Here is a 24,634-nt window from a genome sequence, read left to right on the forward strand (position 1 = left end):
TTACTGTAGCAGCTAGTATTCAGGCGTTCACGATAGTCTTGAAGTATAGATTTACAAATCATTTTTAGCTTACTGGCACGTATAAACAGGGGTAAATAATTTAAAGTATAAACTGATGAGCACACCGAAAGAAGACGATATCATAACCAACGCTGATGAAAGCAAGCGCCTGCCAGATGAAAACCCAGAGCCGCTGGAAGGTGTGAAGAAAGAGGAAGTAGAAATAAAAACTGCTAAAACGGAAGATATACTGGAAGCTGAACCTGAAGGAAAAGAAGAAGGCGGAAACGTGGCCGCCAAAGACGAAAAAGATACCCGCGAGCTGGATGGCAGCAATGCCAATAACCTGCGCACTAAATAGGTACCTGCCTCTGGTAAAAAATAAATCTGCCGCACTAATCTATTAGTGCGGCAGATTTATTTTACAGCAAAGTATAGTTGTACAATTGCCAATGTTAAATCTATATTATTTTAACTTAAAATATAACAAAACGCTTTGATTCTCAAGTTAAAATGCTTAACATTACTAGGGCCATCGTAATCCTGTAAAGCCATGGTATACCTGTACACCGACTATTTTTATGTGGAGTATTATGCCACCACAGGCGTTTTGATGTCGCAATGGCATGGCAAGTGCAGCAGCCTCCAGTACAGGCAGTCGCTTATACAATACCTGCGCATCTGCAAAGACCTGAACCTGCGCCTGGCCGTTACCGACAGGCGGCTGCAGCAGGCGTTAACTGCCGAAGATATGGAGTGGATGCAAACACACTTCATAAATGCTTTTATTAATCTTCCGCTGGAGCGACTGGCAATAATCAGATCATTTGACCCAGTTGCCGAAAGCCAGTTCCAACAGTTATACCAAAACAACGGCCACCCGTTCCCTTTTGAGAGCCGCTCTTTTGAGGACCTTACCTCGGCCTATAACTGGATCACAGCTTAATAACCAACATCATCGCCGGGTATAGTATACTTTGTTTGTTACTGCCTCTGCCATTTTGTTTCTGGGTGCTAGGCAGCTTGCAAAACTATGGGTATAATACCTATCTTGCCTTATGCTATACTTTGTACTGAAACTCATTTTCCGTGTGGGGCTCTGGGTGTTTTTCCGGAAGTTTGATGTACGTAACCGATCTAATCTGCCACAGCAGGGGCCGCTACTGATTGTAGCCAACCACCCCAACACCTTTATGGATCCGGTTGTAATTGCGTCGCTATTCCGGCAGCCGGTATACTTTATAGCTAAAAGCACGGTGTTCAGTTCGCCTTTTAAAAAGTGGCTGCTGCGCCGCATGAACCTGATCCCGATTAACCGCCGCGAAGATGCAACAGCAGAGCAAACTACCATAAACAACGACGAAGCTTTTGAGGCAACTTACAAAGCGTTACAGGAAGGCAAAACACTTTTAATATTTCCGGAGGGCAACAGCTTTAACGAGCGCAGGCTGCGCAAGATAAAAACAGGTGCGGCCCGCATGGCACTTGGCGCTACGCATACTACTCCGGCACCAGATGTTAAAATCTTACCTATCGGGCTTAACTACTCTGCTCCCACACGCTTCAGAAGCAACGTATTTGTAAACATTGGTAAATTAATAGAGGTAAAAGATTTCAGGCAAGCCTACAGCCAGGATGCCACTACCCTAGTTTACAGCCTGACCGACGAAATTCGCCTGCGCCTCGAAAAACTGATCATAACAACTGATACACAGGAAGAAGACGAACTTGCCCAGCAGATCAGCACGGTTTACAGGCAAAAACTCTCCCCCGAAATTTCCAACGCCACGCAAAAGCACGAACTGGATTTTCTGATGACCAAAGCGATTATTAAAAGCCTGCACTATTTTAACCAGACACAACCAGAGCGGATAAACACGATTAAAGTGAAGCTCAATGAATACATGGTACAACTAAAACGCCTGCACTTGCACGATGCTATACTTGGCAAGGGTAACCGGCAACTGTTGTTGCAAAGTATAGGAGCTATTTTATACTTGCTGATCGGCTTTCCTGTTTACTTGTATGGCCTGCTTAATAACTACATTCCGTACATAATACCTTCTAAAGTTGCTGACCGCCTTACCGAAGAAGCAGAGTTCCGGGCACCAATCATGCTGAGTGTGGGCATTTTCTCTTTCCCTTTATTTTACACAGCTCAGGCTATGGTTTTCTGGCATTTTACCCATTCGGCAGTCGGGTTGGTACTATACTTGGTCAGCCTGCCTGTAACCGGATATTTCACCTTACAATACTGGAATACACTTCATCATACCAAAGGCCGGCTTAGCTATTTGCAGCTATTTTTTAAACGCCAACACCTCCTAAACAGCCTTAAACAGCAACGGGAGGATATTTTGGAAGAGCTAGAGCGCGCCAAACAGGATTATACTTATACTTCGGCCCAAAGTAAGTTTAGCACCTGAGCAGTTAATATTCATTCACCCTTAAAAAACCTCCGTCTACCAATTCATATAATTTCTTTATCCTAAATTATAATTATTTTTACTAATTATATAACACAATACAGAACAAAGCTACTTATAAAATTGTATTTATATAAATCCCTTCTCAATTCAATCCTCAACTAGAAACGGAGTTATATGAAAACAAACTTTTACGCGCGACATTTTGGAGAATCATCTGTCTATACTTTAATAGAACAATACAACGCCCACCCTTCTTCACCTGCATGCCATTCCGGAAGAAGCCACTACGTTATATTACCTAAAGCTTATACTTTATACTTGCTTCTATTCTGGTTAAGCTGTTTACTTTTTTCGCCGCTGGTGTATGCCCAGCCGCCTGCCGGATTCTCTGACCAGCAGGTAGGTTCTGACTGGAACGCAGCCGTTGGCCTGACTTTCTCTAAAGATGGCAAACGCATGTATGTATGGGAAAAAGCAGGCAAAGTATGGATCGTTGAAAACGGCACTAAAAAACTTCTGCTCGATATTAGCCCCGAGGTGGGCGACTGGAAAGACCATGGCTTGGTAGGCTTTGCGTTGCACCCTAACTTTGAGCAGAACGGCTATTTATACTTGCTATACATCGTAGACAGGCACCATTTAATGAACTTTGGAAAGAGTAGCTACAGCGCAACCACAGATGAATATTTTGCAGCTACCATAGGCCGACTTACCCGCTACACAGCCCGATCCGGCGACAACTTTACAAGCGTAGACCCTGCTAGTCGTAAAATTTTGCTTGGCGAAAGCCCTTCTACCGGTGTGGCCATTACAGCCGGTGGCCATGGTGTGGGTACGCTTGCCTTTGCCTCAGATGGCACGCTGCTCGTATCTACCGGCGATGGTGCCGTAAACTCCTCAACAGACGTGGGCAGCCTGAGCATCAGTTATTACCAGCAGGCATTAAACGATGGCATACTTAAGCCCAAGGAAAATGTGGGAGCTTACCGGGCACAACTCGTAGACTGCCTGAACGGCAAACTTCTGCGCCTTGACCCCGCAACGGGCAATGGCGTGCCCAGCAATCCGTATTACGATGCCAACAACCCACGGGCTCCCAAATCGAGAGTATGGGCGCTTGGTTTCAGAAACGGTTTCCGGTTTTCAGTTAAACCAGGAACAGGCAGCACCAACCCTGCCGATGGCCGCCCCGGCACTATCTATATTGGCGACGTGGGATGGAATACATGGGAAGAGCTCGATGTAATTACCGGCCCCAGAATGAACTTTGGCTGGCCCGTTTTTGAAGGCATGGAAGCGCAGACTCTTTACAGCACTAAAAAGATTGCAAACCGCGATGCGCCCAACCCACTTTATAACTCAGGAGGCTGTACTCAGCAATATTTCTACTTTACAGACCTAATAAGACAAGCTACCCTCGTAACCAACCCAACCCTACAAAACCCCTGCAATACGTCGCAAACCATACCTTCCAGCATCCCTACCTTTGTGCATGTGCGCCCCACTATTGACTGGCAGGATGCAGACGGCGGCATTGCGCGCGTGGGCACTTATTCGGGTACAACAGCCACAGTTGCTACCATTGGCACACCTGAATCGGGAGTAACAGGCACACCTTTCCGGGGTAATTCTTCTACAGGCGGCGTCTGGTATACCGGTACTATGTTCCCGGCTGCTTATCAGAACACGTATTTCCATGGCGATTACGGCCAGGGCTGGATAAAGAACTTTGTGCTGGACAGCAATCATAAAATGAAGGAGGTGCGAAACTTTATAAACAACGATGCCATTGTAGTGCACTTTGAGATGCACCCTACTGATGGCAGCCTGTATTACATAAACTACGCAGCGCAGATCAGGCGCATAACTTATGGCGGAAACCAGCCTCCGGTTGCAGTAGCATCATCTAATAAAACTTATGGTCCGTCGCCACTGGCAGTTACTTTTTCAAGTAGCGGCTCTAAAGACCCCGAAGGAGGCGCCATTACCTATAGCTGGAATTTTGGAGATGGCTCCACCGCAAGCACGGCGGCCAACCCATCCCATACTTTTGCAGGCACAACAGGAGTACCCAAACGTTACGATGTAAAACTGACAGTAAAAGATAACAAAGGCGCGACCGGTACTACAACGTTGCCCATTTATGTAAACAACACACCGCCGTCCATTAACATAACCAGCCCTTCTGCCGATTTCAGATACTCTACAGCAGGCAATACTACCATTGGCCTGAAAGCAACCGTTACCGACAAGGAACACGCCGATTCGGAACTTGAGTATAAATGGCAGGTAGTGATGCACCATAACACGCACACACATCCCGAAGAGCCTGTTTATGCCAGGGAAACTACCGTTACTGTTGCCCCGGAAGGAGATTGCAACGATGGCGAAACGTATTGGGCACGCATACACCTGACAGTTACAGATGCGCTTGGGCTTGCCAACACATCGTATGTCGATGTTTACCCAGATTGCGCTGCTTCCTCAACCTCATTTTACAGAGCCATAAACCTGAACGGCGACCCGGTTTTACTTGACGGCAAACAATGGGGAGGCAAGGCTGCTACTAATTATACTTTCAGCGGCTCCAGTGCTGTAAATACCACCACCACGCTTACCCCAACCACCGATGCAGACCGGACAGCCATGATTCGCTCGTTCATCTACAGCCGCTCTGCACGCGTTACGTTAACAGCCGTGCCACAGGCGCAGTACCAGGTATACTTGTATGTATGGGAGGATAACAACCCCGAAACCTATAGTATAGCGCTAAACGGGCAGCAGGTACTGGACAACTATAACAGCGGCTCGGCAGGAACCTGGAAAAAGCTTGGCCCATGGAATACAACCGTGGGCACGGGAGGTAGTATTAGCGTAACTACAACTGGAGGTATGGCCAATTTATCCGGTATAGAAGTATGGAAAGTTGAATCCGGAACTACGAACAAAGCGCCAACCGTAAGTATAACGGCACCAACTGCAGGGGCCACGCTCACGCAAGGCTCGGCCACTACTATAAGCGCTACAGCCTCTGACCCGGATGGCACTGTAAGCAAGGTGGAGTTTTTTGCCAACGGCAGCAAATTAGGCGAAGATGTTACCAGCCCTTACAGCATCTCCTGGACGCCGGGTACTTCCGGAAATGTAAGCCTTACAGCCCGTGCCACCGACAACTCTGGCGCTACCACCACTTCTGCAACCATTGGTGTAACTGTACAAACCGGCACTACTACGCCCGGCACTTTCTACAGGGCTATTAACCTGAATGGCAGCGCCATCACCATTGATAATAATTCCTGGGGAGGCAGCACATCAGCAAATTATACTTTCAATGGTAATTCATTCAGTAACCAGGCCGTAACGCTTAACCCAACTACCGATGCAAACCGTGCTACCATGATCCGTTCCAGCATTTATAGTTCCAGCGCCCGCGTTACACTTACCTCGGTACCAAACGGCACTTACAATGTATACCTGTATGTATGGGAAGATAATAATGCACAGACTTTCAGCGTCTCTTTAAACGGCAGTGTGGTACAAAGTAATTACAACAGTGGCGCGGCCGGCACCTGGAAAAAACTAGGCCCCTGGACTACAACTATAAGCAATGGCAGCATTAACGTAACTACTTCAGGTGGCACGGCCAACTTATCAGGTATAGAAGTATGGAATGCAGGCAGCACGCCACCACCAACAGACAATTGCACAGCCTCCGGCACCATCGTACGCGAAATATGGACGGGTATTTCAGGCTCCAGCATATCGTCTATCCCGGTTAATTCTGCGCCAAACAGCACCCTGGAACTGACCTCACTGGCCTCGCCGCTGCACGTGGGCGATAACTATGGCAGCCGCATGCGGGGGTATTTATGTGCCCCGGCCACAGGCAATTATACTTTCTGGGCTGCCGGCGATAATACCGTGGAAGTATGGATCAGCACCGATGCCAGCCCGGCCAACAAGCGCCGCATCATTGCTTTTACAGGCTCCACGCTCAGCCGCGAATGGACCAAATACCCCGAGCAGCAGTCGGGTTTGGTGGCCCTGGAGGCAAACAAGCGCTACTACATCGAAGTGCTGCACAAGGAAGCAACCGGCGGCGACCATGTAGCTGTAGGCTGGCGAATGCCAAACGGAACCCTGGAAAGACCTATTGGCGGGAACAGAATTTCTCCTTATGAGCAAACAGCTACTTCCAACGCCGCTATCACTGGCCTGCAAACCCCTGAAGAAAAATCGCTTTTGCTATACCCTAACCCATTCCAGGACAAGCTGCATATAGATTATTTAGCAAAAGAATCGGGTACTGCTCAGTTTATACTTTATAACAACACCGGGGCGGTTGTTCGGCAGGTGTACAGTGGCAAGGTTGTGAAAGGGCAGCACTATACTTTTGAAGCAGATACGCGAGCCTTACCAAATGGCATTTACTTTGGCAGGGTTATTACAGGCTCAGCAACTGTTAACAGCAAGGTGGTGCTGGCAAGATAAATAACTGCACCAGCCATTATCAACATCCTTAAACTAGCGCAAACCACATGGAAAGCTATAGTTTAAGGATGTTCTTTTTAGCGGGCAACACTACCTGCCAAACATACTTTCAGATAGCCCGGCGGCGCCTGCAATAGGACTTAAACCACTCCATCGCTCTCCAGCCAACGTCTTTAAACACAAAAACCTACACAACATAATCCGCTTAAAAATATGGTTATCAAAGCAATACAAATCTTAAAATATGCTAATAAAAATCCTCTGGGTATGAATTTGTTTAGACTACTTGCACTAAACTTTTCATCTATTTTTTGAATGTGCCGTAAAAGAGATACTGGAGTTTAAATCAATTACTGTTTAATTATTCAAAAACTATGAAACGAACTTATGTAACTTTATTGGCATCAACTTTTTTCGCAGCCTCGATCATGTCGGCATGCTCTTCTAACAGCACCACCGGCACGGAAAGCGACACACCGGATACTACAACCGAAGGTGATACTATGGGTACCACTACCGGAACAACAACAATGGGAACTACAACTGGCACTACAACAGGTACAACAACCGGAACCACTACAATGGGCACAACCAGCGGTACTACCACAGGAACCACAACCGGTACTACAACTACCGGCACTACTACCGGAACAACAACAATGGGAACTACCTCAGGAACCACAACCGGTACAACCACTACTGGCACGACAACTGGTACTACTTCTGGAACCACAAGTGGCACTACTTCTGGCACCACAACCGGAACAACTACAGGAACAACCACATCGGGCACTACAACTTCCGGCAGATAACGTAAAGCACGTAACATACACCACACAAAAAGGCAAGCACCAACAGGTTTTTGCCTTTTTGTTTTATACTTCAGATAACAGCAACAATCTATACCATGACTTACCTGGAGCGCTATCTTCGTGACGTTTTTACAGTAGACCTGCGGGCGCTGGCTGTTATGCGCATCTGGGTAGCTGGCATCATACTTACCGATCTGGCTATTCGGGCAACTGATCTGGAAGCACATTATTCAAACATGGGCGTGTTGCCTTTGCATGTGCTCTTCCAATATGCCTGGAACCCGTATCACTTTTCGTTTCATACCCTGAGCGGATTATGGCAGTTTGAGGCAATGCTGTTTGTAGTGCAGGCAGTTCTTGCTGTCTGTTTGCTGGTAGGTTACCAGACCCGCTTTGTTACTGTAGCCAGCTGGCTGCTGCTGCTATCGTTGCAAAACCGTAATACGCTTATATCGCAGGGAGGCGATGACCTGCTGCGCATGCTTTTGTTCTGGGCCATTTTTCTGCCGTGGGGCAAATTCTATTCCTATGATGCTGCCAAAATAAAACCTTCTTCGATACCCCAAACTACTACCTACTTCAGTGCTGCCACGGTAGCGTATATCATGCAGATTTTCCTGGTATACTTTGCCACTGCACTTTTAAAGCACTCGCCGGAGTGGAGCACCGAAGGCACTGCCTTATACTATGCACTAAGCTTAGACCAGATACTGATGCCGGGAGGCAAACTTATTTACCCCTACCCGGAGCTGTTGCGCTTTCTTACTTTAACTACTTTTTATACAGAGCTGCTGCTCCCTTTCCTGCTGCTGATTCCATTTTACAACAGCGTATTCCGGCTTGTAGTGGCAGGTGTATTACTTGGCTTCCACATCGGCATTAGCCTGACGTTATTTGTGGGGCTTTTTTACCTTATAAACATTGCTTCTATAGTTGGGCTGCTGCCACCTGCCGCCATGGACTGGGCCGAGCGCCGTTTCCTGGCTTCTTTCCGGCGGCCGTTTACGGGTCAGTTCAAACGCATTTTCAATGGCTTTAAAAGCCCGGCTTCTATACAGGTGAAGTTCAAACTGCATAGCCCTGCATTATCTTTAAGCTGGCAAAAAGTAGTGCGCGAGGTTGCAGTTTCAGCCTTGTTGTTATACTGTATCTGGTGGAACCTGAGCGACACAGGTTTGAAAGTACCGCGCCTGGCAGATAACGCCCGCTGGGTTGGACACCTGCTACGCATAGACCAGTACTGGGGCATGTTTGCGCCCGTAGTTTTTAAAGATGATGGCTGGTATGTACTAGAAGGAAGAACTACTAACGGAGCAGCAATAGACCTGAACCAGCAAGGCAAAGCGGCAGACTACACAAAACCAGCTTCAGTGGTAGCGCTGTTTAAAAATGACAGGTGGCGGAAATACTCTGAAAATTACCTGTTTGTGCACAATGCTTACATGCGGCCTTATTACTGCAACTATCTCATGCGCCGCTGGAACGAAGCACACCCGAAGCAAGCTATTAAAGACCTGCAGGTAATATATATGAAAGAGCCATCTTTGCCAGACTATAAAGTAGCCATACCCACCCGCGAAGTGCTTTGCACCTGCGCCACCCAATAGTTTAAACAAATGGCTGCAGGTACAAAACTTATACTTGGATTACTTCTTCTTTAGCATGCGGGCTACTGCAGCTGCGGCCAACCCACCCAGGAAGTATAAACCTATAGTCATGGCTTTGGTTTGCGGAGTACGGTTACTTGGTGCTTCGCCTAAACCTAAAGGGCCGGGTAACACAACGCCTCCAATTCCGGCAACGGCTCCTAAAAAAGCGCCACGCAGCCAGGCATTTTTATCTGTGCCTACTAAGCTATAGTATAACGCATTCGATACTATGTCGCCGCCTAAGGCCCAGTTATGCAGTTCATCGTCCTGGGGTGGCTCTTCACCAGCTTTACGCATTAATTTGGCTATGGCACGCATCCCCAGTAAATCCATACGAGGGGCATCAGGTACTACGCGGCGCAGGGTTTCGTGCATGGCTGTTACAATACAGGCTCCTGCCAGGCCGGCTGTCAGTGCATTTGTTGCTTTCATAGTTTTCAGGTTATAGTATGTGGTGTGTATACGGCGCAAAGGCAGTTTATAGTTTGCTAAAGTATAAGCGTATCAGGTAATCGGAAAAAGGTCTGCTATTACGTTGTCCTCGCCTTGCTTTCGTGCATCTGTAGGGCTGTCAAATACAACCAGCAAACTGTTTTCATCAAAAATGGCTAAGCCTTCTGCTTTGTCTTTACCAGATTCCTTTCCGTGGCCATGCGGTACTTCGTATAAGCGCTCCAGTTCATCGTTATGCACCATCACTTCCTGGTTTTGCTCCTGCATGGCATTGCGCCAGCGGTAAATAGCAATAACGCCATCTAGGTCCATGGTGGGGCCAGCCAGAATATACATATCATCTCCGAGTATGCGTAATTCGCGTATGCCTTTACCTTTCAGTTGCAGAAAGTGCTTTTTGTACGGGCGCTTTTTTGTGAGTTGTTTTAGCTTCAGAAAGCCTTTTTCATCCTCTTCTACCTCAATTTCCAGCACAATTGCCCAGCCTCTTAAAACCGGCCCGCGCAAGCCAATAAAAATACGCTTCCCGCTTATGGCCAAGCCTTCAATATCAAATCCATTGTCTTTTCCCGGAATGCTCAGAAAAGGACCAAGATGCTCATCATGCTTTAAAACATCGGTTAGTAAACTGCTTTCTTTACCTCCTTGCAGGCGGGCAGCATGCAACGTATGAGCAGGGTTATCAGGGTCCGGGCACTCTTTGCACAGCTTGTAAAGTCCCGTTTCTTTGTCGTGTAGTACCGGAATGCGGGCGAGCAGGTAACGGTTAGGATCGGTTTTAATTTTTGCCAGACGTTTCATCTGATCCGGGTGCGAATCGTGTTTGCGTGGCTTTTTACGCTTCAGGCTGTGCGAACCAATTATCCAAAGGTAATTTTCAGACAGGCCCATACCTTCTATATCTATTTCGCTTTTATTCTTATCGGGCAGCTCCAGGTAATCGGTCAGGCAGAAAGTATGATGATCGGCAAAAGTATTTTCAGAGGTAAGGGTAAGGCGCTCTATAGTGGTGCGCTCGTCGCAGCTCAGCCACAGGTTATCGCCGGTGCGCAACACGGTAGACAGGCCATCGCGCACGTGTTTATCTGCGGCGTTTAAACTGCGTTCCGGGTTAAACTGAAGTATAACTTTCTTTTCCATTGAGTTTTGTATCGATGTTTTAAGCGGCAAAGCGAAGTATAAATTGAATTACAAGTATAAATAACGTTTAAGAGACATTGCTAAAGTATAAAGCCCGCTGCTAATTCTAGTGTGCTGAAAAAGCCTGACCTGAAAGTACATCAGGTATAATTTTATACTTCCGCTAAATAAGAAAAGCCGGACAAATAATGCCCGGCTTTATACTTTAATACAAGAAACTACACTTAGCTTCTGTTCTGGTTCTTATTAGAAGCAGTTTTGTTTTTGCCTTTTTTCATAGAATTCATGGCTACCCAGCCAGCACCAAGCGCTAATAAGCTACCGCCTACAACTTTTTGTGTAGTGCTCAGCGAGCTTACTTTATTTAAAGTAGTGTTGCTAAACTGCTGTAGCTTATCTGTAATATTATTCAGGCCGGCAATTCCGGAAGTACCAGACTGCGACTGGCTGCTGATGCCTGAAGTTGAAGTATTGCTTTGTGTTCTGCTTTGTGGTGTCTGGTTAACACTTGACTGAGTTGTTCTATTCTCCTTGTTTTCCATAGTAATGTAAATTATTAAGTCTGAATTAAATAGATGCTTCACTTATATCTGCCCGGGTATTTTACCTTTCGCTTCAGAAGCATCAGACTTATTTTATCGCGAAATGCTGTATATAGTTTCGTTTATTTCTTTATTTCCGCTTATTCACAAACATCTCTTACAAAAATCATATTACAATCCAGGTCCTATTACATTCACACAAACAACTGATTATCAAAACCTAAATAATTAAACGCCTTTTTTAAATGCAATGATTTTCTAAGTACAATTACAGATTTATCGCTTTTAATTTTTCTAAAGCTGCAATAGTTTGCTGCCATTCTTCATTATCCTGTTTTGCGGCATTGGGGGCTTTTGTGTTCCTGTAAAAGAGCAGAATATTTTGCTGCAGATCTGTTGGCATTTGCTTGAATTCGTTTTTCTCCAGTTTTACCAGTAATTCAGAATAGGTTTTATCGGTCAGCTTATAGTCGCCGGCGCGCGTTGGCTTTCCTGTATCAAGCTGCATGTTGCGTAGCTGTAACTCATTATGTTGTAGCATTTTCTGCAGCATCGCATTATAGTTGAGCAGGGTGGTGTTAAAGCTTTCCATAAACAGCTTTTCGGCTTCTGGTGTAGGTGGCTTAAAGGCAAGCGGCCGCAGTGGGCCAACTTTAGGCGCAATGCGCATAACCCAGGCCAAGAACTGAGCGATCAGATTCGGCTTTTCGTACTCCTGGCCATAGTTCTTATGGAAGCTGGCTTTGCTCATACGGTACATAAACTGGCGGCGGGTTATACTTGGCCGTGCTTTGCGAATATCGCTTTTTTTGGCCTGCCAGGCTGCCTTGGTAAGGTCCGGAAAAATATTGCGGATAGTATAACGGTAGCTGCCAATTGCAAGCGGCAAACTCACAAAAACTTCCCCAAGCTCTAAGCCATAGGTTTGCAGAAAAGCTTTTTCCAGCACCTCCTTTGATACCTCAAAGCCAATAAAATCCTGGTAATTCTCGGTTGCATAGTTACCGCGGGCAACCTGCAATACATCAAACCCGAACTCTGTTTTTACATGCGAAACAGGGTCTTCGGCATACGTTACAACAGCACCATGCTCTTGCTTTGCCTTTGGGTATACCAGCGCCACTGCTTTGTTAGTCCCCAACTGATGGCCGTAAATATCAGCGTTATAATGCGCCAGTGCACCAAGGGCAAAAGCATATTCATCCAAGGTCTGAGAATTCTTTATCAGGTTTTCGACAAAATCGCCGCTACGCACATAATGTACCAGGTCAGTAAAAAAAACACTACCAAAGGGGTAATAGCCCATATCCTGCATAATAGAGCCGCCATATGCATGGGCGTGGGCTTTGCGCAGTTCTTGTTCAGTGGCTTTCGGAAAGCGTTTTTTAAGCAGTGGCTGTAAGGATGTCTGCCAGGAGGCATCAACTACTGCCTGGTGCGTAAGCACACCATAAGCCGAGGCTACAGGGGCCTTCAGCAAAAACAGAAGTATAACAAGGGTGGTGCAGAAAATACTGCGGTAGGTTTTCGGGTTCATGCCCTGCTTTACGTTTAACACGCATAAAGGCTGCATTTACTGTGATTGCCGCATGTTACGATGGTAATTCATCATCTCTACCAGGCTAACGCCCACTAAAATCCAGAGCGCGCCCAAAAGGAAACCCGCCAGCACATCCGTCAGGAAATGCACTCCCAAGTATATCCTGCTGAAACCAACTATAAGTATGATAAACCCAGCCAGCCAGATAAGTGCCAGCCGCTGTTTTTGTTTGGTGTAATGACGTGCTAAAAAGTAAGTGAGCAAACCATAAAGTGCCATACTGGTGGTGGCATGCCCGCTCGGAAAAGAATGGTTGTGTTCCTGGTAATAGCCTACCTCTGAGGGGCGGTTGCGGCTGATGTACTTTTTACCATACTGCACCGATAGCCCAACCCCGCTCATTACCAACCAGAAAACAAGAATAGCCACATACTTTTTATGGTACAGGAGTATAAAAGTAGCCAGCGCGCCTACTACAAATACAGCCTCGCGTGTACCCAGATAAGAAAAAACATACAGCACCAGGCTAAGCTGGCTGGAGCGGGCCTCATACAGCATTTGTGTAAAATCCAGGTCCAAAGCCACTACTCCCCGCGATTCTATAATCTCTTCGGTAAGCTCAGACAGCATAGAGGCATTAACCCAGAACACAAGCAACAGCATGGTAAGTGGCAGGCCTACAAATGTAGCGGTGTTAAAGCGGTTAAGTATAAAAGCCGTCAGGCGCGGAAAACGCTTGCCCAGCCAAAGTATAACCGGTAGTCGTGATAGCCATAAGTATAGTTCCTGTATGTTATAGGCCAGAATGTTTTTCATAAAATCGGTCAGGTGCAGCTCAGGTATTTTGCCTATACGCTAAAACACAAATAAGTATGTTGATCATCACGCCGGACAGCATGCTTTTATTCTTGTTTTCAGGCAACTACAGCTACCTAAACAAAGTACATAAAGTTATGAGGCGGCTTGAGCAGATGTACGATAAGCTCCTGCTTGGTGTAGGGGTAATTTTGTTAGCTGTGCTGTGGGTACATATTCCGGCAGCTCCCTCGCGCGATGTGCATCATTATGCAGTTTATACTTCGCCATCTGCCGAAACAGCTTCTACTTCTAAATGGACTTACCTGCGCCCTGACAAAACCTTATCGCCACGCGAGGTAATTCACATACAATTAAAAGCCCTGCAGCAAAACGATAAAAGCGACAGCGGCATCATTACCGTTTTCAATTTCTCATCGCCTGCAAACCGGGTACGGCTTGGGCCACTTAACCATTTCAGGATGATGGTGCGCGACCCGGCTTACAGTACTATACTCAACTTTAAATCTTACAAACCCGGAAAGATGGTTATAGCCGATAACTCAGCTTACCAGATGGTGGTAATTAAAGGGCAGGACGGGCAACAGGCAGCTTACCTTTTTATACTTACCAAACAGAAACGCGGCCCCTACAAAGACTGCTGGATGACCGAAGGCGTGGCCTGCATGCAACCAGAACCACAGAGCTATTATCTGTAATTTCCACTTTAGAGCGCCAGCTCCATTTTAATATCGGCTCGCTCGTAAATGCTGGGTGGCATAGGCACTTCTACAAAACCCAGGCGGCGATACAGGTTAAGGGCAGTTTCTAAGCGCCTGTTAGATACCAGGTATACTTTATGCGCACCTGCGCGTTTGGCGCGGTCCAAGGCAGCTTCGCCCAGCATTTTTCCAATCTTCATACCCTGCATTTTAGGAGCAACCGCCATCTTAGCAAGTTCATACACGCCATCGCCATCGTTTATTAAGGCACAGGTACCTACGGGCTCCCCATTAAAAAGCGCAATCAGAATATGGCCGCCTTTGCTGATAATATACCCCTGCGGGTCTGAGAGCGATTTATTATCGGCATCCTCCATCACAAAATATTTCGAGATCCACTCGTGGTTTAGGTCGTAAAAAGCTTTTGCGTAAAACGGGTTAAAATCTACGATCTGGATTGCAGACGGAGTATTGAAGTGCTGTGCCATGTTGTGTTTAATGCGAAAGGCGTAAAATTACGCGAAGGCAAACACTCTTACAAACAAATAGCCTGCACCATACTTTCAGTGCTTCGGATTAAAGTAGTTGCGAAATTTAATCTACAAGCTGGCCTCTGAGTTCGCCATCGGGGTGCGTAGTGCTATGGATGTTTACATACCATAAACCGGCTCTCAGGTCATCTTCTTCCTGCTGGGTCAGCTCGCGGGTGCTGCCGGTAACTGTGCCGCTATTATCTGTATCAAAACCAGTGATATCGATTACCCGCAGGGCGCTTGAATTGGCATTGGCAGGCCCATGAAAATGCATGTCTGTTGTACGATCGTTCTGGTTGCCAAGGCTCCAGCTAATAGTATAATCCAGTGTATTGTTATCGTCGTTGAATTTGACATCCATAATACCATAACCGGTAGTGTTAATAGGCGGGCGCTCGTTTATTCCTAACAATTCAATGTTGTTGAAATTAATGTCCTTGAATATCTGATTATCTGAGTCATCGTCTTCACCGCATCCGGATGCCAGGGCACACAAAATCAGAAGGCATAACAGAATAAGCTTGTTTTGCGCATAAGTATAAGTTTTCATAAGCAGTAAGATTAAAAAGTTAAATCAATTACTTATTCCTACTATTCCGTGCAAACGGTTGTTAACTGTTAAGGCTACTATTCCGTGAGCTGCTATTGGCTTTACACAAACCCCTGTTTTATAATAGTATAATTTGCCAGACAACTGGTATAGGTATAACCTAAGAGAGCGGCTGATGGCCGCTCTCTTAGGTTATACTGATCTTATACTTGCGTTAGCTGTTTTGCGCAATAGCAACAGCATCCGGCACTTTTACTTTCTCCGAGCTCTTCAATCCGGAAACCACTTCTATGTTTATACCATCCGAAATACCGGTTTTTATCTCTCGCTTCTCGAAAATCTGAGGTGCTTTCTCAACTTCTATGTATGGCTTGTTCTTTTCGAACTTCAGCATACTTTCCTTTATAGCCAGTACCTTTTCGCGCTTATCCAACACAATATCAGCGTTTGCGCTGTAGCCCGCCCTGATAAAGTCCTTCTCATCCAGCAACACTTTAGCCCTGATCGGGAATTTTATAGAGCCTTCTACTTCGGTGCCTTTCGGTGCAATGTACTCGAGTTTGGCATTAAATACGCGTCCTTCTATAGCACCGATAGTTAGCAGCAGATCCATGTTCTCTTTTAGCTTACCTACTTCCGATTCGTCTATTTCGCCTTCAAAAACCAGGCTGCGCATATCGGCCACCGATGCAATGGTGGTGCCTTCGTTAAAGTTATTGCGCTCAATAATAGAAGTACCTGCTTTAACCGGCACATCCAGCAGCATGCCATCAATGGTAGAGTAAATTAAGTTGGATGCCTGCCCACTGCGCTTAGAGGCGCCCTCGCGCACCAGTTGCAGGTTGTTCTCTGCCGACTGCAGGGCCTGGCGGTTAAGGTTATATTCTGCTTTATACTTGCGGTATTCCTGCTCCGGCACTACTTTTTGCTGGTATAGTTGCTCGTAGCGGGCCAGTTCACGTTTGGCTTCATCAAAATTAATGCGGGCAGTCTGTAATTCGCTTTCGGCGTTGTTCACGTTTACGATATTGGGCACAATTTTTACCTTAGCCAGCAATTGGCCTTTCTTCACTATCTGCCCGGCCTCCACATAAAGCTCTTCAATAATGCCTGACACCTGCGATTTTACCTGCACCTCTTTGCGCGGCACAATAGAGCCTGTAGCTACCGTTTTCTTCACGATATCGGTGGTAATGGGTGCTTCGGTTTTATATACAACCGGATCGGTGTTAGACTTTTTGTAAAAATACATGCCCAACCAACCCGACGCGGCCAGGAAAGCAAGTATGAACAGCCCGATAAAAACCTTTTTCATAGTGGTATGATCTGTTAAATGTTATGGATGCTTTTCTAAAATTATTCTTCCTGCAGTGCTACCACCGGGTTAACCCGTGCAGCTTTTGTGGCGGGTATAAGCCCGGCCAGTGCGCCTGCAAAAACCAGCAGCAGGGTAGCCGTAATGGCAATACCCAGGTTAACTTCCGGAGGGCCAAAAAAGCCGGCCTTTACCTCAAATTTGATCATCAGGCTTTCTATTAATGCCACCAGCCCTGTACCTGCCAGCAAGCCAATGTAGCCCGCCAGGCCGGTTATCACAATAGATTCCTGGATAATGAGGCTGATGATAGAAATTGGCGTAGCGCCCAAAGCTTTGCGAACCCCAATCTCTTTTGTCCGCTCTTTTACTACAATCAGCATAATATTACCTACTCCGATAATTCCGGCTATTATGGTGCCTATACTTACCAGCCAGCTAAAACCGGCTATACCTGCAAACATGCCCTGCACATCCTGATATTCTTTTTCCACGTTGGCCGACCCAAACGCTTTCAGGTCGGTGGGTGCTACATCGTGGCGTTTCATAAGTAGGGTTTTCACTTTCTGTTCCACTACTTCGGCAGGTATACCTGGCTTTGGCGTCATGGCAAAAAAGCCAACCTGGTTAACCTGGTTAAAAGTCTGCTGCAGTGTGGTGTTGGGTATGTAAATGGTCTGGGCGTCCTGTACCACATCTTCGTCTTTGCCAACGGGCTCAAAAGTGCCCACAACCATAAAATGATTGCCTTTTATGTTGATATACCTGCCCAGCGGGTTTTTCTCTTTCTCGAACAGTAGCTCCAGTATGCGTGGCCCCACAACAGCTACTTTGCGCCTTTCGTCAATATCTTTCTGGTTAATAAAGCGGCCTGTTTTAATCTTGGTTGGTTTTACCTGCAGTACTTCGGGAGTTTCGCCGTTTACAGTAAAAGAGGAGCTTTTTGTACCATAAGTTACTGCAAAATCGCCCTGCAACTGGTTACTGGGCGCTATTACCGCTACTTCAGGCACATTGGCACGGATGGCTGCAATATCGTCGTTTGTCATTTTAATAAAGCGCCCTGCTTTCAGCCCCATATAAGGTACGCTGGTGCGCTGTGTCCAGAAGAAAACGGCATTTTTTGCAATGTTAAATTCAGTCATAATACCGGTTTCCAGGCCTTTGCCTGCACCCAGCAACAACACCAGCATAAAAATGCCCCAGAACACACCAAAGGCTGTGAGCGCAGTGCGAAGCTTGTGCTTCTTCACCGTTTTATAAATCTCCGTCCATTTATCGATGTCTATCATTTAATTGCTGATCGCTTATTGTTAATTGTTTTATGCTACACCGGCTATTGTTGCTTTATCAGTTACTAAGGTTGCTCATACTGCCCGATTGAAAATTTTCAACAATCAGCAATTAACAACCAACAATTTATACTTAGTCTGCCCTGAGTGCTTCTATAGGTTTAATACTGGCTGCTTTAAGTGCCGGCATTAAACCTGCCAAAGCTCCTGCCACCACCAACACCAGTGTTGCCGAAAAGGCCACGCCAGGGTCCACTTCCGGGTTGGCAAAAAACGGCGCCTCACCTCCCGACGATTCCATCATATATTCCAGCCCGGCAAGTATAGCTGTAGCTGTTAGCAGGCCCAGGTAACCTGAAAAAGCAGTGATAACGATAGATTCCTGAAGTATAAGACTGATGATGGAAAAAGGCGTTGCTCCCAGAGCTTTGCGAACACCTATTTCGCGGGTGCGTTCCTTCACTATAATCAGCATGATATTACTAACTCCCACTATGCCTGCTATTAAAGTGCCGATGCCTACAATCCAGACAAACATCCGGATGCCATTGAATAAGCCCATCACCTTCAGGTATTCTGTTTCGGTATTTTCGATGCCAACGGCCATTTTATCTTCTGCAGAAAACAGGTGCCGTTGGGCCAGCAAATCTCTGACGCTGTTTTCAATGGTTTCGGCACTAACACCGGGCTCCGCAACCATCGCCATCATCTGTACCTGGTTTGGCTGGTTAAAAGTAGTTTGCAGCGTAGAGAAAGGTATGTAAGCCCTCTCCTCGCGTCGGCTGCCGTTGTTGCCCTTCATCTTAAAAGTACCTACCACTTTAAAGTAGATGCCTCTGATGTTAACATATTCGCCAACCGGGTCCGCCTCACCAAATATAATCTTGCTTGCCTGCTCGCCTATAATCACCACTTTGCGTTTTTCGCGCTCATCATACTCATTCAGTAAGCGGCCACGGAACGGAAGCTCGCCATTCAGTTTCAGGAAACCGGGCTCTGCGCCAAACACCTGGAAAGAACCATTCTGCTTTTTATAGTTAATTGTATACTCACCCATCACGCGGTTTCGGGGGGCCAGCACATCTATGTTATCAACATCGCTTTGTATAGCACCCAGGTCGGCATTGGTAAATTTTATTTCGCGGCCGGGCACCATACCGCGGTAAGCCAGAGCTGTTTTGCCTGTAAAAACATACACACTGTTTTTGGCGCCGGCACCAAAGCGGTTATACACACCATTCTCCAGGCCTTTGCCCGCACCCAGCAACAGCACCAGCATAAAAATGCCCCAGAACACACCAAAGGCTGTCAGGAAAGTGCGCAGCTTGTTTTTCTGCATTGTTGCCAGTATTTCCTGCCATTTATCTACATCAAACATATTGCTGGTTGTTAATAACTCTTATACTTTCTGAATTCTTTTGGAATGGAGGTTTTAGCAAACGAAGCATGGCTTCGTACATTCACTGATTCGAAATTTATTTATTCAGAACTTCCCTCTCCGCAACAGCAACTTCCAAAACGCCTTGGTCATCATTCACAATCAGGCCATCTTTCAGGCGGATAACGCGGTGTGTTTGTTGTGCTATGTCGTTTTCGTGCGTAACAATTACCACGGTCATGCCTTTGCGGTTAACTTCCTTAAATATGTCCATTACCTCATAGGAAGTCTGTGTATCCAGGGCACCTGTAGGCTCATCGGCAAGTATAAGTTTGGGTTGCGAAATAAGTGCGCGGGCAATGGCTACACGCTGTTTCTGCCCGCCTGAAAGCTCATTTGGCGCATGCTCTGCCCAGTCTTTCAGCCCTACCATATCCAGGTATTCCAGTGCCAGTTTGTTGCGTTGCTTGCGGCCCACCTTTTGGTAGTATAGTGGCAGTGCTACGTTTTCCATGGCGTTTTTAAAAGAGAGCAGATTAAACGACTGGAATACAAAACCAAGAAACTTATTGCGGTAATAAGCAGCCTTTGTAGCCGACAGGTTTTTAATAGAAGTGCCTGCTAAAGTATACTCACCAGCATCATAATCATCCAGGATACCAAGTATATTCAGCAGCGTTGATTTGCCCGAGCCGGACGAACCCATAATAGATACCAACTCCCCTTCGCGCACATGCATATCTATGCCTTTAAGCACATGCAGTTTGTTATGGCCAACCGCATAATATTTATGAATGTTATTTAGCTTGATCATAGGCGCTGAGATTATGAGTGAGGCAACTATAGTTTACGCTATATTGCAATACAAGGTACTATACAATAGATGGTTATTTAAAAATCTTATACTTACAACGCCTGTTTATCGACTTATAGCTTATACTTATCGACTAAAACACGCTGTAACCAGCTTGGCTGCACAGGCTTTTTAGTTGGCGTACGTCTTTTTTAAGTTAAAATATAAACCGGCTTTCTTCTATATGGTTAAAGATGCGGGTCAGGCCTTACGGGTTGCCTGAGGTGTCAGAAAAGAAGTATAAATGTAAATTCAATTGATTTTATACCTATAAGATTTTGCAGGAAGAAATTGTACAGGAAATGATTAAGGCATTAGTGATGCCACAACCTATAAACCAATAATTGGTAGATCAGATAAGTGTAAAGGGTTGGATGTATTGCTTATAGGTGCACTACCTAATAGCGGATAAATGTAAGACGTACTAATCCTATCGGGTTAGTATTACGACATGGAATTACTGCTTCACTCCGCTTTTTTTAGCTTTCTCCATTATCTGGAATATAGCCTTCATCAGAATCCAGTAAGAGAAAAAACTTATCATAAATACCGTAAAAACCACAAATACCGTAATCAGTATTTCAGAGCTTATATAGTTACCCACCAGACCTGCTATTATAAGTGGTATCGCAAAGCCTAATGCTAATATAACCTTATAAATACTACTATTGTTTTGTGGTCTAACGAGCGCCATATAAATATATTTATTAATATATAATCTTTATATAGTTATTTAACGAAAGAAGGGTAACTAGGTTGTTAGCAATTATAAACTTCAGCTAACCAATAATAATAAAATTTTTTGTCAATTTAATACACAACAAAAAGTTTCTTTTAGAATGATTTGGTACTGTTTTTAAAACAATTTAATCCTGCTCACAAACAAGCATTTATACAGAATTAACCAATATTACTGATCTCTTAATCTGAAGTATAACTCAATACTTACCTCATTGATTAAGATTTGTACAAGTAAGAATAGAAATGCGCCACCATTATCAGAGCTAAAGCTAACACAGCGGAAGCTGCCGTCGTTGTGCTGAGAAGTTTCGTAAGTATAACCATGGCAACTATAGATCCTTTCTTTACACCACCTATAGCTAAAGCTAACCTGCCTGCACCTATACTTTTCCACCCGCTTAAACACCATTTGGGCTATATAAAAAGTTTTATACAGGAACATATCACAAATCCCATATCGGGTGTTATTGCTGCTTTACAAAGTATCGGTACTTCCCAGCTCGATTTTTATGTTGGCACCTTAAGCCCGATGCAGATTGCAGAGGAGGTGATCTTATACCTGCAACAACACAACCTGCAGGAACCTGAAGTATACTATACTTACCTTGCTGGAACAGGTACTCATTACCGCACTATAACTTTATCTGATGGCACGGATTGGGTTTTGCGCTGGGGTGTGATAGTTGGCCGTTATGTACACCTGCACCCTGCCCGGTATGCCAGCCAAACTATAAGAGTAAAAGCTGTATCGCTTAAAACTGCCATTGCAGCAACTATGGCCGCACAGCAATTAAACACAACTATAGATCTGCAACTTGTAAACCATGTACGGACACAGTGGCTGCGTTTGCCTCCGCTAACTATACTTAAACCTACCGAAGGAGCTGGCAGATTACTGGAGTTACTTAATAAAGTATAAACAAAAACGGCGCATATCAGAATGCGCCGTTTTTAGTAATAAACTAAAGCTTCTTTATAGATTGGTTATTTGTTTCTTGCCTGCAACGTGGCAAGGTCAACAGACCGGTTACCCAGTTTGGTATATTTAAAGTCAGTACTGCCGTTAAATCTTGCACCTTTCAGGTTAGCCGGAGCCGAAAATTTGGTGTATTTGAAGTTAGCCAGATCGTTAAAAGTTGCCTGCTGCATATTTACCCCGTTCTCGAACTTGGCATATTTAAAATCGGCGTCGTCATCAAACGTAGCACCTTTAAAGTCAGCTGCAACCGGAAAGGTTACATACTTAAAGTTTGCCAGCTCCCTGAAATCAGCTTTGTTAAAATCGGCTCTTTTCTCGAATTCGCTATACTTAAACAGGGCTTCTTCTTTGAAACGGCTGCCGGCAAACGACACTTTTTCTTCAAACTCGCTATACTTAAATGCGGTAGCTTTTTCAAACGTGCAATCCTCAAAGCGCACTTCCTTCTCGAAATTGGTATTGTATACTTCGTTTTTCTGGTTCACTATATTTATGCCATTATCCGGGTTAAAGTAAGCCAGCACATCGCCTTTAAAAGTACAGTTCTCGAAAATAATGGGTGCGGTTACCGTACTAATGTATTCTTTTGAATCGTACTTACTGTCCTTTTCATTTTTTAGCTTCATGTTCTTCAGCTTGGTCATGTCCAGGTCGCCGGTGATCTCTGCATTTTTATAAGACACAGCCTCGCCACGGTTTATTTTGGCAATGATTTCGGATGCATCTACTTTGGTTTGCGCCATAGTTAGCAATGGCAGCATGAAGAATGCCAGCAGGAAGTATACTTTCTTTCTCATAGTTGTTTAGGTTAGTTAAATAGTTTTTGTCTGACTTTGACCTAATAGATGGAGGAAGTATAGCCGGGGTTGCCTGAAGGATAAAAAATAATTTGAGCCATAAAAAAAGCGCTACTCTTTGCAGAGCGGCGCTTTTATACTTTATACTTCTATACTTGCTTAAATGTGCAATGCACGGTTTTCAGTAGCTGCTAAGCAAGCTTCTTTCATGGCTTCGGTATAGGTTGGGTGCGCGTGGCTCATGCGCGAGATATCCTCTGCCGACGCACGGAACTCCATTGCCACAACCGCCTCAGCTATCATATCCGCAGCACGTGGCCCGATCATATGCACGCCAAGTATCTCGTCGGTATTCTTATCAGCCAGCACTTTCACAAAACCGTCGGTATCCATAGATGCTTTGGCACGGCCAGACGCTTTGAACGGGAACGAACCTGCTTTATAAGCACGGCCCTGCTCTTTTAGTTGCTCTTCAGTAAAACCAACACCTGCTACTTCAGGCCAGGTATAAACTACACCAGGTATCAGGTTATAGTTGATGTGCGGCTTCTGACCCACGATCTGCTCAGCTACCAACACACCTTCTTCCTCAGCTTTGTGTGCCAACATAGCGCCACGCACTACGTCACCAATCGCATAGATGCCTGGCACGTTTGTCTCCAGGTGGTCGTTTACAGCAATCATGCCGCGCTCGCCCATCTGCACGCCTGCATTCTCTAAGCCCAAGCCTTCAGTGTATGGTTTACGGCCCACAGATACCAACACGTAGTCGCCTTCAAATGTAATTACTTCACCTTTCGGGTTTTCAGCAGTTACTTTTACCAATTCGCCTTCGTTGGTAGCGCCGGTTACTTTATGGTTAAAGAAGAACTCAAAGCCAAGCGTTTTCTTCAGTACACGCTGTAGTTCTTTACCAAGCGCTCTATCCATAGTTGGGATGATGGCATCCATGTACTCGATCACGGTTACCTTCGCACCCAAGCGCGCATAAACAGAACCCAGCTCCAGACCAATCACGCCACCACCGATCACGATCATGTGCTTCGGAACTTCAGTAAGTGTTAAAGCCTCTGTAGACGTAATGATACGCTGCTTATCAAGTGGCAGGAATGGCAACGCTACCGGTTTAGAACCTGTAGCTATGATGGTCTTGTCTGTTTCGATCTGCTGTTCTTTACCGTCTGCATCTGTAATCTTGATCGTGTTTTTGTTCACGAAAGAGCCCAGGCCATAGTAGGTATCGATCTTGTTCTTCTTCATCAGGAAAGCGATACCGTCGTTGTTTGACTTTACCACCTCACCCTTACGCTTGATCATCTGCTCCATGTTCACCTGCAGGTCGTTCAGCTCGATACCATGCGTTTTGAACGTGTGTGCTGCATTGTGGAAGTGCTCTGATGAGTCAAGTAATGCTTTTGAAGGGATACAACCTACGTTAAGGCAGGTACCGCCCAGCACGTTATATTTTTCTATGATAGCGGTTTTCAGGCCCAGTTGTGCACAACGGATAGCTGCCACATACCCACCAGGACCAGAACCGATTACAGTAACATCGTATTTCATTTTTCTATACTTTATGGAGAGCAAGCTCTCGTTTTTGTATTTGATTTCTCTGCAATTGAT

The 24,634-nt window shown here is 45.6% G+C and carries 21 protein-coding genes; 8 read left to right on the forward strand and 13 right to left on the reverse strand.

The genetic code is table 11. The features are described from left to right. The first annotated feature begins 115 nt into the window (after positions 1-115). The 6 genes from LWP20_RS17730 to LWP20_RS17765 all read left to right on the forward strand — a co-directional run bounded on the left by LWP20_RS17730 (position 116) and on the right by LWP20_RS17765 (position 9,339). A complete protein-coding gene (locus LWP20_RS17730) occupies positions 116-361 on the forward strand; it encodes a hypothetical protein (protein WP_242929521.1) in 246 nt (81 codons plus the stop codon). 192 nt (positions 362-553) lie between these two features. Further along, positions 554-946: a hypothetical protein gene (locus LWP20_RS17735; RefSeq protein ID WP_242929522.1), complete on the forward strand. Its 393-nt coding sequence runs from the start codon at positions 554-556 to the stop codon at positions 944-946. A gap of 112 nt (positions 947-1,058) precedes the next feature. Beyond that, positions 1,059-2,426: a lysophospholipid acyltransferase family protein gene (locus LWP20_RS17740; protein WP_242929523.1), complete on the forward strand. Its 1,368-nt coding sequence runs from the start codon at positions 1,059-1,061 to the stop codon at positions 2,424-2,426. 177 nt (positions 2,427-2,603) lie between these two features. Beyond that, entirely contained in the window at positions 2,604-6,920 is a 4,317-nt protein-coding gene (locus LWP20_RS18310) for an Ig-like domain-containing protein (protein WP_302467604.1), read from the forward strand. A 374-nt stretch (positions 6,921-7,294) separates the two neighbouring features. Then, complete coding sequence (locus LWP20_RS17760; RefSeq protein ID WP_242929524.1) at positions 7,295-7,732, forward strand: hypothetical protein; 438 nt, start codon at positions 7,295-7,297, stop codon at positions 7,730-7,732. Between the two features lie 95 nt (positions 7,733-7,827). Then, positions 7,828-9,339, forward strand: coding sequence for an HTTM domain-containing protein (locus LWP20_RS17765; RefSeq protein ID WP_242929525.1), 1,512 nt, complete (start codon positions 7,828-7,830; stop codon positions 9,337-9,339). A 39-nt stretch (positions 9,340-9,378) separates the two neighbouring features. On the opposite strand, the gene LWP20_RS17770 is transcribed toward LWP20_RS17765, so the two are convergent. From LWP20_RS17770 to LWP20_RS17790, 5 genes are all read right to left on the reverse strand, one after another. Further along, a complete protein-coding gene (locus tag LWP20_RS17770) occupies positions 9,379-9,813 on the reverse strand; it encodes a hypothetical protein (RefSeq protein WP_242929526.1) in 435 nt (144 codons plus the stop codon). A 72-nt stretch (positions 9,814-9,885) separates the two neighbouring features. Then, on the reverse strand, positions 9,886-10,974 hold the full coding sequence (locus LWP20_RS17775) for a DUF3616 domain-containing protein (RefSeq protein ID WP_242929527.1): 1,089 nt from the start codon (positions 10,972-10,974) through the stop codon (positions 9,886-9,888). 224 nt (positions 10,975-11,198) lie between these two features. Further along, positions 11,199-11,516, reverse strand: coding sequence for a hypothetical protein (locus LWP20_RS17780; protein ID WP_242929528.1), 318 nt, complete (start codon positions 11,514-11,516; stop codon positions 11,199-11,201). Between the two features lie 268 nt (positions 11,517-11,784). Then, positions 11,785-13,053, reverse strand: coding sequence for a zinc dependent phospholipase C family protein (locus LWP20_RS17785; RefSeq protein ID WP_242929529.1), 1,269 nt, complete (start codon positions 13,051-13,053; stop codon positions 11,785-11,787). A gap of 36 nt (positions 13,054-13,089) precedes the next feature. Further along, entirely contained in the window at positions 13,090-13,872 is a 783-nt protein-coding gene (locus LWP20_RS17790) for a phosphatase PAP2 family protein (RefSeq protein WP_242929530.1), read from the reverse strand. 137 nt (positions 13,873-14,009) lie between these two features. On the opposite strand from LWP20_RS17790, the gene LWP20_RS17795 reads away from it, so the two are divergent. Further along, a complete protein-coding gene (locus LWP20_RS17795; RefSeq protein WP_242929531.1) occupies positions 14,010-14,570 on the forward strand; it encodes a DUF4864 domain-containing protein in 561 nt (186 codons plus the stop codon). Positions 14,571-14,578: 8 nt separating this feature from the next. Here LWP20_RS17795 and LWP20_RS17800 read toward each other — a convergent pair whose 3' ends face one another. The 6 genes from LWP20_RS17800 to LWP20_RS17825 all read right to left on the reverse strand — a co-directional run bounded on the left by LWP20_RS17800 (position 14,579) and on the right by LWP20_RS17825 (position 20,455). Beyond that, positions 14,579-15,061: a GNAT family N-acetyltransferase gene (locus LWP20_RS17800; RefSeq protein ID WP_242929532.1), complete on the reverse strand. Its 483-nt coding sequence runs from the start codon at positions 15,059-15,061 to the stop codon at positions 14,579-14,581. Positions 15,062-15,167: 106 nt separating this feature from the next. After that, positions 15,168-15,656 (reverse strand): CHRD domain-containing protein, encoded by a 489-nt coding sequence (locus LWP20_RS17805; protein ID WP_242929533.1) that lies wholly within the window; start codon positions 15,654-15,656, stop codon positions 15,168-15,170. A gap of 214 nt (positions 15,657-15,870) precedes the next feature. Beyond that, positions 15,871-16,971 carry an efflux RND transporter periplasmic adaptor subunit gene (locus LWP20_RS17810; protein WP_242929534.1) on the reverse strand — a complete coding sequence of 367 codons (1,101 nt, stop codon included), beginning with the start codon at positions 16,969-16,971 and terminating at the stop codon, positions 15,871-15,873. Positions 16,972-17,012: 41 nt separating this feature from the next. Further along, positions 17,013-18,263: an ABC transporter permease gene (locus LWP20_RS17815; protein WP_242929535.1), complete on the reverse strand. Its 1,251-nt coding sequence runs from the start codon at positions 18,261-18,263 to the stop codon at positions 17,013-17,015. Positions 18,264-18,396: 133 nt separating this feature from the next. Further along, the gene (locus tag LWP20_RS17820) at positions 18,397-19,641 is read right to left on the reverse strand and encodes an ABC transporter permease (RefSeq protein WP_242929536.1); all 1,245 of its coding nucleotides are present in this window, start codon (positions 19,639-19,641) and stop codon (positions 18,397-18,399) included. A gap of 97 nt (positions 19,642-19,738) precedes the next feature. Further along, entirely contained in the window at positions 19,739-20,455 is a 717-nt protein-coding gene (locus LWP20_RS17825) for an ABC transporter ATP-binding protein (RefSeq protein ID WP_242929537.1), read from the reverse strand. A gap of 1,102 nt (positions 20,456-21,557) precedes the next feature. On the opposite strand from LWP20_RS17825, the gene LWP20_RS17830 reads away from it, so the two are divergent. After that, positions 21,558-22,154, forward strand: a complete 597-nt coding sequence (locus LWP20_RS17830) for a hypothetical protein (protein ID WP_242929538.1) — start codon at positions 21,558-21,560, stop codon at positions 22,152-22,154. A 65-nt stretch (positions 22,155-22,219) separates the two neighbouring features. Here the strand turns inward: LWP20_RS17830 and LWP20_RS17835 are convergent, their stop codons facing one another. Next, positions 22,220-23,011 carry a pentapeptide repeat-containing protein gene (locus LWP20_RS17835; protein ID WP_242929539.1) on the reverse strand — a complete coding sequence of 264 codons (792 nt, stop codon included), beginning with the start codon at positions 23,009-23,011 and terminating at the stop codon, positions 22,220-22,222. A gap of 159 nt (positions 23,012-23,170) precedes the next feature. Next, entirely contained in the window at positions 23,171-24,574 is a 1,404-nt protein-coding gene (lpdA, locus tag LWP20_RS17840) for a dihydrolipoyl dehydrogenase (RefSeq protein WP_242929540.1), read from the reverse strand. Between the last annotated feature and the right edge of the window lie 60 nt (positions 24,575-24,634).

This window comes from Pontibacter vulgaris (assembly GCF_022758145.1).
Classification (GTDB): Bacteria; Bacteroidota; Bacteroidia; order Cytophagales; family Hymenobacteraceae; genus Pontibacter; species Pontibacter vulgaris.

Excerpts from the sequence above, each read along its gene's own strand:
- LWP20_RS17730 (WP_242929521.1), top strand. The coding sequence starts at position 116 with ATGAGCACACCGAAAGAAGACGATATCATAACCAACGCTGATGAAAGC.
- LWP20_RS17735 (WP_242929522.1), top strand. The coding sequence starts at position 554 with ATGGTATACCTGTACACCGACTATTTTTATGTGGAGTATTATGCCACC.
- LWP20_RS17740 (WP_242929523.1), top strand. The coding sequence starts at position 1,059 with ATGCTATACTTTGTACTGAAACTCATTTTCCGTGTGGGGCTCTGGGTG.
- LWP20_RS18310 (WP_302467604.1), top strand. The coding sequence starts at position 2,604 with ATGAAAACAAACTTTTACGCGCGACATTTTGGAGAATCATCTGTCTAT.
- LWP20_RS17760 (WP_242929524.1), top strand. The coding sequence starts at position 7,295 with ATGAAACGAACTTATGTAACTTTATTGGCATCAACTTTTTTCGCAGCC.
- LWP20_RS17765 (WP_242929525.1), top strand. The coding sequence starts at position 7,828 with ATGACTTACCTGGAGCGCTATCTTCGTGACGTTTTTACAGTAGACCTG.
- LWP20_RS17770 (WP_242929526.1), bottom strand. The coding sequence starts at position 9,813 with ATGAAAGCAACAAATGCACTGACAGCCGGCCTGGCAGGAGCCTGTATT.
- LWP20_RS17775 (WP_242929527.1), bottom strand. The coding sequence starts at position 10,974 with ATGGAAAAGAAAGTTATACTTCAGTTTAACCCGGAACGCAGTTTAAAC.
- LWP20_RS17780 (WP_242929528.1), bottom strand. The coding sequence starts at position 11,516 with ATGGAAAACAAGGAGAATAGAACAACTCAGTCAAGTGTTAACCAGACA.
- LWP20_RS17785 (WP_242929529.1), bottom strand. The coding sequence starts at position 13,053 with ATGAACCCGAAAACCTACCGCAGTATTTTCTGCACCACCCTTGTTATA.
- LWP20_RS17790 (WP_242929530.1), bottom strand. The coding sequence starts at position 13,872 with ATGAAAAACATTCTGGCCTATAACATACAGGAACTATACTTATGGCTA.
- LWP20_RS17795 (WP_242929531.1), top strand. The coding sequence starts at position 14,010 with ATGAGGCGGCTTGAGCAGATGTACGATAAGCTCCTGCTTGGTGTAGGG.
- LWP20_RS17800 (WP_242929532.1), bottom strand. The coding sequence starts at position 15,061 with ATGGCACAGCACTTCAATACTCCGTCTGCAATCCAGATCGTAGATTTT.
- LWP20_RS17805 (WP_242929533.1), bottom strand. The coding sequence starts at position 15,656 with ATGAAAACTTATACTTATGCGCAAAACAAGCTTATTCTGTTATGCCTT.
- LWP20_RS17810 (WP_242929534.1), bottom strand. The coding sequence starts at position 16,971 with ATGAAAAAGGTTTTTATCGGGCTGTTCATACTTGCTTTCCTGGCCGCG.
- LWP20_RS17815 (WP_242929535.1), bottom strand. The coding sequence starts at position 18,263 with ATGATAGACATCGATAAATGGACGGAGATTTATAAAACGGTGAAGAAG.
- LWP20_RS17820 (WP_242929536.1), bottom strand. The coding sequence starts at position 19,641 with ATGTTTGATGTAGATAAATGGCAGGAAATACTGGCAACAATGCAGAAA.
- LWP20_RS17825 (WP_242929537.1), bottom strand. The coding sequence starts at position 20,455 with ATGATCAAGCTAAATAACATTCATAAATATTATGCGGTTGGCCATAAC.
- LWP20_RS17830 (WP_242929538.1), top strand. The coding sequence starts at position 21,558 with ATGGCAACTATAGATCCTTTCTTTACACCACCTATAGCTAAAGCTAAC.
- LWP20_RS17835 (WP_242929539.1), bottom strand. The coding sequence starts at position 23,011 with ATGAGAAAGAAAGTATACTTCCTGCTGGCATTCTTCATGCTGCCATTG.
- lpdA (WP_242929540.1), bottom strand. The coding sequence starts at position 24,574 with ATGAAATACGATGTTACTGTAATCGGTTCTGGTCCTGGTGGGTATGTG.